Source organism: Brevundimonas sp. UYEF29 (assembly GCF_040546195.1).
GTDB lineage: Bacteria > Pseudomonadota > Alphaproteobacteria > Caulobacterales > Caulobacteraceae > Brevundimonas > Brevundimonas huaxiensis.
In genome coordinates this window covers 1-13,271 of sequence record NZ_JBEPNH010000014.1, presented here as the reverse complement: position 1 = coordinate 13,271, position 13,271 = coordinate 1, and the positions used below count along the sequence as shown (strand labels likewise).

Genomic DNA, 13,271 nt, shown 5'->3' with positions numbered 1-13,271 from the left:
CCTAGTTTTAGCCGTTCAAGTGGGGGTCGGAGCGATCCCGAAAGCGGTCGTAAGGTCATTGACCGGAAGAGCTGATCGCACTTAACGTTGCGGCCTCTCAGCCGCGTCAGGCGCTGCTTACGGTTGGCGGCTGCGCGTCCCGCCTCAAAATCCGTGCCGCGGCTTGGTTATACTCTGGCGCGTTCCAAACCACGCCCTTATCCGACGGTGCCGTCAACAAGACTGTGGCGCAGGGAAGGCCGGCCGCATCGAATTTGCGAGTAATGAACTCGCTCTCGCCGCGATCATGGCTCGACATGATCAGCTGATAGCCGCTCAGTTCAACCATATTGCGCATTACATCGACAAAGGCGGCCGTATGGATGATATCGTTGTGCTGCAGCGGGTCGTCGAGAAGCAGCGCACGCCAGCGTGACCATTGATAGGCCGTGCTCGCCGCGCACAGGATGCTGAAACCGTTTGCGGCTAGCTGGCCCTCGCTCAGCACGACCTGGGGAGGCAGATCCTTCTTCGTCTCGATGGCATTGTCGACCTTCTCGCGGTAGCGCAGCGCCATCCCGAAGCTGGTCGCATCGACCCTCGTATCGGCCTTGAACTGAATGCTTTCACCCGGCGTGCTCAGCATCGCCTCGTTGAAGTCGTCGATCACCGTATTGAGCGGATCGAGCACTCGTGCCGAAAAATCGTCGGCCTGCTTCTGAAGATCCTCCGAATAGCGCTTCACCGCATTGCGCGCCGCAGTCGTGAGTTTGACCGCCGCCCGCGCTGCCTCTACTTTCATTTTGAGCGCTGCCAGATACGCCGTCGGATCCTTGACACCATCGTCGCCTCCGGTCGCCCGCATCGACGCGAGAATCTCGTCGATTTCGCCCTGCAGCAGCGCATCTTCATTGTCGCGGGCAAGCACGAGTTGGCGTTCGGCGAGGGACCGCAACCCCGTCAGCACCGCATCGATCGCCGACAGACCGCGATCGTGTTCCGCCTGGCTCGGGATGTCGTTGAGGCCAGCGCGCGTCCAGCGCTGCTGCATCTGCCGCGCCGCCTGTTCAGAGGTCCCGCGCGTCACCTCGGCCGCAGCAAGTTCGCGCTGCGCAAGGTCGAGTGCCGCCTGTTCGCGCTGCACATCTGCGGTGGCGGTGCTCGCCGCTTCGGTCAGTTGTGCCAGACGACTCCGCGCGTCTTCGCCACGCTCGCGCTCCGCCGTCAATCTGGCCTCGATCTCACCGATCGTGGCGTTCGACAGATTGCGCGCCGCGATGCGATCGGCGCACGCCTTGTCCTCCGCCTGATACTGCGCCAATCGTGTTCCGGACTGACTGTCGCGCGCGATCAGATCCTCAAGATCGGCCGCAACGCTCGACCGCTGTTCGGTCGCCGCCGCCGCGCTCGCCGACAAAGGTTCGAGCGCAACCTCTGCGGCTCCAAGCGCAATATCCGCATCGCGCGATCGGGCCGCGGCCAGCGCGGCAAGGTTGCTTTCGGGCGTCGTCGCGAGCGTCTGGCCGATGCTGGCGCGCGCATTCGTGACGGCATCAGCCGCTGCTCTCGCGCTCCGTTCGAGTCCATCGACCGCCGCCACGATTCCGCGAAGGCGACGGATCTCATCGCTGAGCGCGGGGCGTGTGCTCCGCAAAGCCTCGAGCGCATCATCGGCGTGCGCGAGGCGACGGTCGCTCCCCGACGCCGCGGCATCGGCAAGCGCCTTCAGGGCACCCGGTTCGAACTGCGTGCGGCACACCGGACAGTCGGTGTCGTCCTCATGGATGTGACTGGCAAGCTGTGACAAGGCTGCGCTGATCGCCGACGCATGTCGGTCGGCCTCGGCGCGCTCGCGCTGAGCGTCCGCAATCTTGTCGTCGAGTTCTGCCAGCTGCGTGTCGAGTGGCGTCAGTTCCGCCGAAGCACGCGCGGCGGCTTCACGCCCCTGCGCCAATGCGGCCTCGGCGGCGCCGGACTGGCCTTCCAGGTCAAGACAATCCGCCATTGCCTCATTGAGCGCCCGGGCTGACGCGGCAAGGCTCCGTAGCCGTGCAACTTCGGCACTGGCCCCGCTATGCTGGCTGATCGTTGCGTCGGCCTCCGCAATCATCGTGCGGTGCGCCGCGATTGCGTCGGCAAGCGTCGTTCGATCCTCCTGCTCGGTCGACACCAATGCGGCAAGTTGGGCGCGGCGAGCGAGATCGGTTCGTGCCGCATCGAGCACCACAATATTCTGGTCGATCGTGGCGATTGCGGCATTCTGCGCGATCACCGCGTCATTGGCGGAACCCACGAGCGGCGATGCCCGATCAAGCCGCGCCTGCGCGTCGCTGACGACGCTGCGCAACCGGACGAGCGTCGGATGGTCAAGCCGTCCCTCCGACTGGCTGACCGCGAACTGCGCGGGCATGTCGGAAAGCGCCTCCAGGGCTGTCTTGCGCTCGCCGGCCGTCCGCAGTGCGTCACCAATCCGCTCCCCGAGCGCCGCGAGGCGTGCCGCGACGCCTTCGCCGGTGACGGCAAGCGGCTGACCTGCCGCAAGCTGCTGCAGGTCGCGCTCGAGCTGGTCGATCCGCACAGCAACTTCGTCGGCCGTCAACACGCCCGTGGCGCGTGCGGCCGCGCGGAGCCGGTCGAGCCGCGTCATCCATCCTTGCCAGTCTGCGATCTCCCGATCGAGCGTGGCAACCACGGCCTGTTCGGCGTCGTGCCGCCGCGTGAAGGCGGCGATGGTCGGCCGCCCCCTCAGCCCAGCGCGAATCCGTTCGAGCCGGTCGATGCCGCTTGGCCCTTTGAGCGCCTGCCATTGGTCCTGCGGGTCGCGACTGGTGAACCGCTGCTGCGCCGCCTGGCCAAGGAAATGAGTGAGGGCGAGATAGGTCCCAAGATCGTTGATTGTGCGGCGATCAGGCCGCGCAAGCTGCGCGACGATATCCGCCATGATAGTACCCCTGGTGGCGCTGCGCTCGACGACGTCGCCGTCCGAGAAGGTCAGCGCGACGCTATGCGATCCGGGCTCGGCGCCCCGGCGCGTGAGATAGTCCTTCTCGACAAGCTTCTTGCGACCCTTGTTGATATAGGGTTCGAACCGCCGGATCTTGTTGGTCAGTCCCCATTCGATTGCATCGAAGAAACTGCTTTTGCCAAGGCCGTTGGTCCCGGTGAGCAGAACAAGACCGGGTGCTGCTGGAATGTCGATCGCGAAGTCGCCGAAGGTCCGGAAGTCTCTGATCGCAATGCGGGAGAGGAAAATCTCGCTCATGCCTGTCCCCTCCGCTCCCAGGATTTGACCAACGCCGCGACAATATCATCCGGCGTCTTCTTCTCGTCGAGCGCGATCCGCTCCCATTCGTCCGCCGTCGTCCGCGGCAGACCCGGCGCGGTCGCACCGGTCCCGCTCAGCGCGTCGAGCGCCACGTCCTCAAATTGGCCTTCGGCATGGACCCACGGCCGGGCAAGGAAAGTGCGCTTGAGGAATTCGGCGAAACTCTCGGCGTCATTTAGCGGATCTTCGGGTCGCAGCCATGCGAGCTTGCGCGCGACCCGGTCGTCGCGCTCGACCATCAACGCCATTGCGCGCCAGGCTTCCTGCCGCTCGCTCGCGCGGGGACCAAGCAGCATCAGCTGAAGATCCAGCGTCTCGTTGGTCCCGAGGAACGAGCGTGCGACGACGCACTGGTTGCGGCAGCGCCGCAAGGTCTCAAGCACCGCTTCCATCGCAGCAACCTCGGGGAGAATGCCCAGCACGATGTTGAAGCGGTCGATCCGGATCGCATGGCTCTCTGCCGGCAGATCGGTCGGGCTGAGCGTCGTCGACTTGGTCGATCCGCCATTGAACGTCGCGCTCGCCAGCTCGGGCCGATCCTCCACCTCGAGGTCGAGCGCCAGCGCGGCTTTGCGTAGCCGCTCCGCGAAGTCCGCCAGTCCGGGTGACAGCGTCGCACTCTCCGTCATGCCGCGCCTTTCATGATCGTCTTCTCGAGCGCCTCGAAATGCCGCGCCTCGACTACTGCCAGCAGAGTGCGCAGCTCGGCCAGGCCCGCCGCGGCCGCGTCGATGAAATCGCGACTGATCGACATGATCACCGGACCAGACCCGTCCGTATCGCTAAGCCCCGGCTGGTCGGTGTCGATCTGAGCGAAAGGCCGCTCGGCGATTCGGCTGACCTCGATCGCAGTTTTGACGACGAGGATGACGAACTGGGTCTGCCACATGAACGATGCGGCGCACAGTGACATCTCGTCACCATTGATCATATCGGCCGCGCAGCCATGACCGGCCCATTCGCTGTCGCCGTCACGCAGGCGCACCAGATTGCCCGGTCTGGCGCTCTTCGGCGACGTAGCATCCCAGGCTGCGGCGATGGCAAGCGCGACCGCGGTGCCGCGCAGGATCACCGGCCATTTGCTGGGACCGACCAGGATCTGTGCCGCGTCGCGATGGTCGTCCTCGTCGACTGCGCAGATCATCAGGCGCAGGAAGTGATTGAGCAGGGCCGGGTCGTCGGTGAACGATGCATGCCAGATCGCCCATGTCGCGGCCATGGCGTCGCGAAGATCCTGCGCGATCTTCACGTTGATCGGGCGGCCGGGATCGGCGTTGCTCGCGAAGAACGGCTGGAGATGCGCGTCCAGTCGCTCGAGCAGCCAGGCATCGAGCACCCGGTGAATCCGGCGCGCCAGAATGTCGGGCGGCAACGGCACTGGATCCTGGGCGGCGCCGCCGGGATTACCGGCGACGATCGTCGGCATCGCCATCCCTTCGGCATGCGGCGATTCCAGGCTGAGCTCGCGGACGAGCTGGCTCCACAGTCCGGGCGCGGCATGGAGCCGGCAATTGCCGCTATGGCAGGCGACCCGCAGCACCGCGCCCGCAACCGCGCCCAGCGCGTCGGGAGCATCGGACAGGATGATTTCGAAGGGCTGTTGCTCGCTCCACGATCGGATGAGCTGGTCCGCCGGAACCGCGCCGGACCAGCGGATGTTCGCGCCTTCGCGCAGCAGTTGCACCGATATGGGAAGCTGGTTGGCGGCAAGTCGCTGAAGCCGCGGCGCGAGGATATCCGCACTGCGTGCCGCTTCCCTGAACAAGGACCGCGCTGGTGCCGACAATTTCGGGACGAGCGTCGCCTCGCCGTGGCGGGCAAGCCATTCCTTATGGGTCACGTCGAAAGTCGCCAGGTGCTCGGCAAAGGGCGCTCGCACCACATCGCGCTGCGGCCCGCGCCGAACGATCACTGCATCCGCCGCGACGGTCTCCCCGGCGCAATCAAGCCAGAACGGGGCAACGACCGGAGCTGGATTGGGGGCGTCGATCCGCGCAACGACACCGCAATGCAGATGCCGGAACGACCGCTGGGCGTCACCGGCGCACGCCTTGATGGTGAGATAGGCAGCGAGCCGATTGAGCGTTGCCGTGGAGACGTCGAACAGCTCGGCATGCTGGGTCTGGAACGTCAGCTGCACGCCAGGTCGCAGTTGCTGGGCGACCGCGGCAACGAGGCCGATATCAGTGAGCGGCTGTAGCAGCTCAGCGTTATAGGCCGCCATGAAATCGAAGCGGGCGCCATTGGCATCCTCGGCGCGGGCGCGCACATCGATTGCGGCAAGGGCCGGTTTCAGCGCCGCGATGCCGGGATGTTCGGAGATCAGCCGGATCATCCCGGCATGATCGAAATCGCGCGCTCCCGCGGCCACGAAATCGATCAGGCCGCCATCGCCCGCACCGCTGACGAAGAACCGCGGCGTCGGCCGGCCTGCGAACTCGGCGACCGGAACGCCGGCATCGGTCCAGTAGCTGGCGCTTTGTATTGCCGGTAGCGGCTCGCCGGGCTCAAGCCCGAACCCGACAGCAAGAAACACCATGTGAAATTGTTCGTGCAGCTCCGCGCCTGGCGCCGGGGCATTGAGCTCGGTGACATCGAGCTGATAGCCGTCCGCCGTCCGCGTCAGCCCGGTGACCCGATGGCGCAGCCGTCGCTCGAGGCGCGGCGCCAGCCTGACGACAATGTCTTCGAACCCTAGCAGGACATCGTCGCGCACGGCGCGGCACGTCCCGGACTCCCAGTCCAGGATCGGCAAGTCAGCGATGGGGTCGGTCGTGTAGTGCGCTGGCCAATCGTAGATATGCGGATCGAGCCGCCGGCGATCGGTCGTCGACTGCAGGGGCAGCAGTGCATCAGCGGACTCGAAAAGGACGACCTGCGACCCGGTGACGAGCGCCGCGGCAGCTGCAGCGGTTACACCGGCCGCACCGCCGCCAATGACGGCGATCCGCGGATTAGCGTGGAGATAGCCGAGTTCCTTTAGCGCGTGGACCAGCGACAGCGCCCGCACTTGCTGGGAGTAAAAGGTGATACGCCGGTCGAAACTGCCGATCACGAACAGGTTCGGCCGGTCGCGCACCGTCGCGCCGTCTACAATGTCTTGGGCAAGCAGAGCGTCAGCCAACGCAGCGCGCTCCCGCAGACATGCGCGCCTGCCGTACCGGCACCAAGATAATGGCGTGAGTTCCCGCACACATGGTCGACAATCCGCTCCCCCCTCCGGCCGCGTCGCTGCGACAGTCGGCGCACTCACTTATGAGGAGGAACCCCGGAGGTCGCAAGATTCTGATGAGTCTCACGAAGTCACTGTAACCGGCTTGGCGCCTACCGCCCAACTTTACTCATTCCTGCTTATACCGAGCATCTGGACCTATACCGTAACGGCCAGTTATCAGCGGCAGACCATAATGCCGACCTTGTCACATGAATGCCGCCTCAAGTTGAACAGAGTGTCACTGGCAGTTTTGGTCCTTGTCACTCTTGATAGAGATACAAGTTCGTATTCAAACCGTCGAAGGCTGCCTGCCGGCAGCTTTTCCCTACGCATCTTCTTTACATTGGGCATAAGTTGGTAATGTAAGGCTCTGAAACTGGCGGGCCTGCGGACAGCCTTGAGCTAGCTGTTGATCGTTTCTTCAAGCGCGGCAACTTTCGCGAGTATCTCATCGAATGACGGCGGTGTCTGGTCAAACATCATCGGCGCCATAGCCCGATAGTCGGCTCGGAGGTCTTTAACCCGTGCGTCGTCCGGCATCAGCCGGAGCGTGCCTGGCCGAGCTGTTTCGTAGCTGGCCCAGCCTGAACGGAAGAAGGTGGCTTTGTGCTGCGCCACCTGCGCTAGCAGGTCGAGATCGGCAACGGCGGCTTGGCCCTCGTCCGTGTGGAGGAGCATGGCGAGATCGTAATAGTGCCGCGAGAAATACGGCGGCGTCGGTGACTGGGCGGGGCGGTGCGCCTCCGCATGGAGCGCGGTCGCCTTTTCCCAGAAGGTCCGCCGCGCTGACAGCACGGTCACGCTGGCGTCGGGATCGGTGAAGAAGTCCGGATAGTCGTCGGCCGCATAGGGGCGGATGACTTTCTCCTCGGTCGGCCAGGGATCGCCCCGCGCGCCGAGCTCGAATTTTACCCGCGGGGTGATGTAAGCCATGCCGTCGTATTCGGCAGCAGGCAGCGCGGTCGGATAATGGAAGTTGACGGTTTGGGCGTCGTTGGCGTCTACCTCCAGCGACCACTCGCCGTTGGTTGGCTCGCCGAGTTGTTCGACGATCGCGGCACGAAGCGCCGGGAGAAATTTCTCGGCGATGTGCCGCTCGACGTCGCCCACCAGGTCGTCGATAAGTCGGGCCGCCTGCTTCCTGCTGATCCCCTCCTTCTCGGGGTCGCGCTCGCCGGTGTATCCGAGTTCGGCCCGGTCGAACGATAGGTCGATGTCCTCGGAGAACCGACGGATGGCGTTGAACGCCTTGGAGAGCGATGTGCCGCCCTTGAAGACGAGGCTTGCCGTGGTGCCCTTCGGCATGCCGAACAGGCGCTTCAGGCTCCAGCAGACCCAGAAGTCCTTTTCGATGATCGTGTCGGCGACGCCTCGGCCGGCGCCGGTCTCCCCGAAGAGAGCTGCGCGATCGGCGCTGGGAAGGCGGGCGACATCATCCATCGATATTGGCCATCGATGCGTTGGCGATCGATACGAGCGTTGGCCTCATCCAGGCAGGGGCTTGAAGGGCGGTTGAGGCCAGAGTCTTCTTGTCGCTGGCCGACAGCTGGCGCGCCGCAACCTGCGCGACATCAGCCGCCCGAACGGGGCCAACATGGCGAAGCGCTTGAACCACCGTCCCGGCGGGGCTGCCCGGTGCGATCAGATGCTTGGGCGAGGCGTGGCGAAGATCTACGACGCGCTTTCCCAGCACGACACGACGCGACGGACCATCGGTCAGATAAGTGCTTTGTGCCGGGACTTGCGCCGACAGGCCGAGCGCGTTTGCTGCCCGCGCGCCGGCGATCTGCACCTGGGAGCCGGTCTCCCTAGCAAGCGCATGTGCTACATCGTCCGGCGCAGGCGACAGTGGCCCGAGCTTCGGATGCAGCTTTGGGAAGTCGTAGAGCCCGCGCGCAAGCCGACGGAGCTGTCCGCCCTTTACCAACCGCGAAAGGGCCTGATCGACCGAGGAGCGAGTGGCGACAGAGAGAAAGTCGCTGGGCGTGAAGACACTGCCACGTCCGCTAGCGCGAACGCGTGTCATGACCCGATCCGGAACGGAGGCGCTTACCGTCTTCATATGTCAGAAAATAAGACATGTTTTTCTGACTTGCAAGTAGCGGCGTGCCTAGGTTGGCAGCGCCGCCACCTTGCCTGCTACGCAGCGGCGCGTGGCCGCTCGTTTTGCGCCTCGCCGGCATCCGGCGCCGAGGCTTGTTGAAGGAAACGAGCGAGTGCAGCGCGGCGAGAGTCGCGGTCCACGGCGTAGGCCGTTTGCTTGAACTCGATGCCGTCGAGCAAGCCCTGGATGTAACCGGCGATCGTGTCGGCGGCCATGATAAGCGCTGTATCGAGCGTGTGTATGTAGTTGCTGGTGACCGAGCCCTTTGAGTGTCCAACGAGAGCGGCGATCGTCACCTCCGTGAAGCCGAGATCGTTTGCGATGCTGGCAAAGCTGTGCCGCAAGACATGCGGGGTGATGTCGGCCAGCGGCGTATCTCTGAATATCTGCTCCCAATGGTTCGGAAGGCTTCCGAACGCGTTGTCGTCTCCGTGTCCGGGAAACACGTACGTGCCTGTGCGAGCCCTCCGACTTGCTTCGAGATACTCGACGACAGGGAGTCCGATCGGGCGGATGGAGCTTCCCTCCTTACTGTCAACCAGACGCAAGCAACTCGCGCTCGTGTCCGCCTCCGCCCACGCGAGCGTCACCATCTCAGTCCGCCGGCATCCGGTGAGCGCGAGCTGGCGTATGATCTCAACTGATAGCTCGTATTTCTCTGTCTTGGCCGCCTTATGCAATATCTCGCCGAGCAGCCGATATTCTGCTTCGGTCAGACGCCGCGCCCGGACGTTGTCCTTCGGCCGCCTGACACCGTGCGCCGGATTCAGATCGATGATGCCAGCCTCGACTGCGTAGGTCAGTATCCCGCCAAAGAGCCCTATCGTGCGCGTCGCCGTACCCGCTCCACCACGCACGATGGCACGGCCGCGAAGCTTCTTCGTCTTGACGCTGCAGCGAGTCTTGCCGGCCATGATGTCCTTCAGGGCCTTCGTAATATCCGCCTTCACCAAATCCTTGACCCTGCGTGTTCCAAGCAAGGGAATGATGTGACGCTCGATGCGCCCCGTGTCGGACAGGATGGTGCTGGCTTTCTTGGGGCGGCCTCCCTTGCCGAGGATGAGGCCGGCTTTCAGATCGCCAACGTAGAGCTCACACAGCTCCTTGACGGTGATCGCCTTGCTGTCGAGCTGCTTCTCTTCAGCCGGATCTTCGCCCTGCGCGATCCGTCCCAACTGCACCTTTGCCTCCTGGCGCGCGCGCTCAGGCGTCCAGACTCCGTGCAATCCGATTGTGAAGCGCCGCGACCGCTTGCCGAGCCGATACTGGATCACGTAGCTGCGCTTGCCGGACGCGAACACGCGGAGGCCGAAGCCGGGCAGTTCATCGTCCCATATGACGTAATCTTTTGCGCGACTTTCTGCGGCGTCTACGACGCGTTTTGTGAGCTTAGACATGGGCTTCCTCCGACCCTACTGCTTCCTCTCGCGTAAGCACCACGTAAGCACGCGGGCGAAAACTGTGGCGAACAGAAGAGTAGGTTCGGCGGAGGCAAAATGCAAATTGTTTAGGTTTTACAGTAGGATAGGCGGTCATCGGCGGCTCCTTGCGCTTTTTGGCGGAGCCAGCGATATTCCCTCCGAAGGCAGAGGTCACAGGTTCGAATCCTGTCGGGTGCGCCATCTCCCCTCTAAAGTAGTCCACGACTCTTCTCCCGCAGGCGGCGCCTCTGGAGACACGCCCGACACAAAATCGTCGTCGGGTTCTTGATTGCGTAAAGCCTATGTGACGTTATCTCGTAACAAATTACTTCCTCCCCCGGCTGAGAGTTTTTCCATGCGTCCCTCAAGCGTCTCGCGATCCCTGCTTATGGCGGCGGCAGGCTCCACGATTCTGGCCGGCGCCGCCGCCGCGCAGTCGGCCCCGCAAGCCCCGACGGAGTTGGGCGATATCATCGTGACGGGCGCGCCCTATGGCATCAGCCAGCGAGCCTCGGTGATCGCGACGGACGTGATGGACGAACAGACCCTGGCCACGGCACCGGCGGCCTCGCTTGGCGATATGCTGAGCGGGCGTCCGGGCATTCGTTCGACCGACTTTGCGCCGGGCGCCAGCCGACCCGTCATTCGCGGCCTCAGCGGCCCGCGTGTCCAGGTGCTGACCAACGGCATCGGCCTGATCGACGCCAGTTCGGTATCACCCGACCATGCCGTGGCCACCGATCCGGCCGAGGCCAATCGTATCGAGATCATTCGCGGGCCCGCGACGCTGGTCTATGGCGGCTCGGCCATTGGCGGCGTGGTCAATGTTCTGGACGACCGCATCCCTACCGAAATCCCCGAGGGGGGCGTGTCCGGCGTGGTCTCCACCCAGGCGTCCAGCGTCGATGACGGCCGCAGCGCCTTTGGTCGCGTGACCGTCGGCAGTGGAAACTTCGCCTTCAACGTCGATGGGGTGAAGCGCAAGACCGACGACTATGACATCCCCGCCCCGGCCATTTCCGCCAGGCGCGCCGCCGCCGAAGGCCTTGCGCGCGAGGACACCGGAACCCAGCCCAACAGCTATACCGATCTGGAAGCCTGGGGCCTCGGCGGTTCCTACATCGGCGACAAGGGCTTCGCCGGCGTCTCCTACAAGAACACCGACAGTGAATACGGCACGGTCGCCGAGGAATCGGTCTTCATCAAGCTGAACCAGAAGCGGTGGGACGCGCGCGGCGAATACCGTTTCGACAGCGGCCCCTTCTCGGTCCTGCGCGGCTCCTATGGCCATGCCGACTACACCCACACCGAGTTCGAGGCCGTGGGCGAACCGGGCACCATCTTCAACTCCGACGGCTGGGAAGGCCGTGCGGACCTGGTCCAGCGCGAACGCAACGGCTGGAACGGCGCCGTCGGGGTTCAGGCACTGTCGCGCAACTTCGAGGCCATCGGCGAGGAAGCCTTCGTGCCCAGCGTCAAGATCGACGAACTGGGCCTCTATACGGTGCAGCGCCTGGACCTCGGCAACCATGGTTTTGAGGGCGGCCTGCGCTATGACCGGCGCGAACTCAGCGGCACGCCCATCGGCGGCACCAGCGAAGTCACGCGCGAGGTCGACAACTGGTCGGCGTCCGCCGCCGCCTTCATCCGCCCGACCGCCGGCCTGTTCCTGGGCCTCAGCCTGGCCCGCAACGAGCGCGCGCCCAGCGAGGTCGAGCTGTTCGCCGATGGCGTTCACATCGCCACCGCCGCCTACGAGACCGGCGACCTGACGCTGAACTCCGAAAAGGTGACGACGCTGGAGGGCACCGCCCACTATGATCGCGGCCGGTTCACCGGCGATCTGCACGTCTATCACTCCTGGTATAACGGCTTCATCGACGAACGGCCGACGGGCGACCAGTTCTATTTCGAGGAAGAGGACGAGTTCTTCCCCATCTATCGGTTCGTCCAGACCGACGCGAAGTTCTATGGCTTCGAGCTGGAAGGCGCCTACGCGCTCTGGCAGGACGGCGATCGCAAACTGTCGCTGGAAGGCGCGGCCGACTATGTCCACGCCCAGACGGACTTCGGACCCGCCGCGCGGATCCCGCCCTACTCCGTCACCGGACGTCTGGCTTGGACCTCGACCAGGTTCGACGCCAGCGCCGAGGTTCGCCACGTCGGCGAACAGGACCGGGTCGCCAACGCATTCGAACTGCCGACCGACGACTACACGCTGGTCAACGCCTCGGTTGCGGTCCGCCCCTTCGCCCAGCAGAACGTCACCCTGTTCGCCGAGGCGCGGAACCTGACCGACGAGGAAGCCCGTGAACACGTGTCCTTCCTCAAGGACATCGCCCCCCTGCCGGGCCGCAATCTGCGGGTCGGCGTCGCCTACCGCTTCTGACGAAAATTCGAGACCCTTCGGCGCAGCCTTGGTTGCGCCGAAGGACGACACGCGTCGGCGAACGCGAACCGCCTCCGTGCGTTGATTGCCCATGACCGACAAAGAACCTCGCAAAGTCCCGATCGGCTACGAAGACCGGCCCGACAAGCCTACACGCGGCGCCTTTCGCATCACGGCCCTCGCCATAGCGGCCGCAGCCGTCGTCTTTCTGACGCTGATCGTGGTCGTCGTCATGCGACGCGGCGGGATCTAGTCGCGCTCCAGCAGCGTGCCGACTTTCTGTTAAGCCCGGCTTGCTCATCGTCCTTCTGAAGCACTTGAGCTTTTTCGCCAACGGGCCCGTCGCCGACCCACGCATCACTTCGCCCAGCGCGCTGTTTGATTCTCGTCGTGATGCGGATTTAACCCGGTGGCTTGAGCCCTTGTGACTGCGGGCTTCAGCTTGCGGCGTCCGCTGGGTGAGCGTTTGGACGTGGTGGCCGACGGCGGCCTTTCGTACGTCGACGCGTCGCGCCTGACCTTCGACGGCCGTGAGCGATATCACATGCGCACTTACGGCACGGGAAGACTGGCCTTGAGCGTCCAAGCGTCAGCTCGGACCGCGACCGTCTTCGTGGACACTCTATTCGACACGGAAGCCAACAGTTTCGCCTACAGCGACATTTAGCTTTAGCGGGCGACTACGGCGAAGGGGTCCGCGCGGAGATCCGCAAGCTATCGACCGCATGGATTTCTATCTGTTCGAAGTGACGTGACCCCCATTTCTCATCCAGCCATAACGAGAGTCCTTTGGTGATCTGAGCTGGGGTTGTCGGGGTTGGCAAGAGGCCGGTCAGCGC

Annotated in this window: 8 protein-coding genes; 2 read left to right on the top strand and 6 right to left on the bottom strand. The window is 64.3% G+C overall.

Translation table 11 applies throughout. The annotated features are described in order from the left end of the window. Nucleotides 1-106: 106 nt before the first annotated feature. From ABIB58_RS15415 to ABIB58_RS15390, 6 genes are all read right to left on the bottom strand, one after another. Nucleotides 107-3,241 (bottom strand): AAA family ATPase, encoded by a 3,135-nt coding sequence (locus ABIB58_RS15415; protein ID WP_265150958.1) that lies wholly within the window; start codon nt 3,239-3,241, stop codon nt 107-109. Further along, nucleotides 3,238-3,933, bottom strand: a complete 696-nt coding sequence (locus ABIB58_RS15410; RefSeq protein WP_265150957.1) for an ABC-three component system middle component 1 — start codon at nt 3,931-3,933, stop codon at nt 3,238-3,240. The genes ABIB58_RS15415 and ABIB58_RS15410 overlap by 4 nt, the downstream gene beginning before the upstream one ends. Further along, entirely contained in the window at nt 3,930-6,428 is a 2,499-nt protein-coding gene (locus ABIB58_RS15405) for an ABC-three component system protein (RefSeq protein WP_265150956.1), read from the bottom strand. The genes ABIB58_RS15410 and ABIB58_RS15405 overlap by 4 nt, the downstream gene beginning before the upstream one ends. Before the next feature lie 492 nt (nt 6,429-6,920). Continuing rightward, nucleotides 6,921-7,958, bottom strand: coding sequence for a nucleotidyl transferase AbiEii/AbiGii toxin family protein (locus tag ABIB58_RS15400; protein WP_265150955.1), 1,038 nt, complete (start codon nt 7,956-7,958; stop codon nt 6,921-6,923). Next, a complete protein-coding gene (locus ABIB58_RS15395) occupies nt 7,951-8,544 on the bottom strand; it encodes a DUF6088 family protein (protein WP_265150954.1) in 594 nt (197 codons plus the stop codon). Before ABIB58_RS15395 ends, ABIB58_RS15400 begins: the two co-directional genes overlap by 8 nt. A 113-nt stretch (nt 8,545-8,657) precedes the next feature. Continuing rightward, nucleotides 8,658-10,019, bottom strand: coding sequence for a tyrosine-type recombinase/integrase (locus tag ABIB58_RS15390; protein WP_354042554.1), 1,362 nt, complete (start codon nt 10,017-10,019; stop codon nt 8,658-8,660). Nucleotides 10,020-10,398: 379 nt separating this feature from the next. On the opposite strand from ABIB58_RS15390, the gene ABIB58_RS15385 reads away from it, so the two are divergent. Then, the gene (locus tag ABIB58_RS15385; RefSeq protein WP_354042550.1) at nt 10,399-12,432 is read left to right on the top strand and encodes a TonB-dependent receptor; all 2,034 of its coding nucleotides are present in this window, start codon (nt 10,399-10,401) and stop codon (nt 12,430-12,432) included. A gap of 91 nt (nt 12,433-12,523) precedes the next feature. Further along, a complete protein-coding gene (locus ABIB58_RS15380; RefSeq protein ID WP_354042546.1) occupies nt 12,524-12,685 on the top strand; it encodes a hypothetical protein in 162 nt (53 codons plus the stop codon). Nucleotides 12,686-13,271: the final 586 nt, after the last annotated feature.

Excerpts from the sequence above, each read along its gene's own strand:
- ABIB58_RS15410 (WP_265150957.1), bottom strand. The coding sequence starts at position 3,933 with ATGACGGAGAGTGCGACGCTGTCACCCGGACTGGCGGACTTCGCGGAG.
- ABIB58_RS15385 (WP_354042550.1), top strand. The coding sequence starts at position 10,399 with ATGCGTCCCTCAAGCGTCTCGCGATCCCTGCTTATGGCGGCGGCAGGC.
- ABIB58_RS15380 (WP_354042546.1), top strand. The coding sequence starts at position 12,524 with ATGACCGACAAAGAACCTCGCAAAGTCCCGATCGGCTACGAAGACCGG.
- ABIB58_RS15395 (WP_265150954.1), bottom strand. The coding sequence starts at position 8,544 with ATGACACGCGTTCGCGCTAGCGGACGTGGCAGTGTCTTCACGCCCAGC.
- ABIB58_RS15390 (WP_354042554.1), bottom strand. The coding sequence starts at position 10,019 with ATGTCTAAGCTCACAAAACGCGTCGTAGACGCCGCAGAAAGTCGCGCA.
- ABIB58_RS15400 (WP_265150955.1), bottom strand. The coding sequence starts at position 7,958 with ATGGATGATGTCGCCCGCCTTCCCAGCGCCGATCGCGCAGCTCTCTTC.
- ABIB58_RS15415 (WP_265150958.1), bottom strand. The coding sequence starts at position 3,241 with ATGAGCGAGATTTTCCTCTCCCGCATTGCGATCAGAGACTTCCGGACC.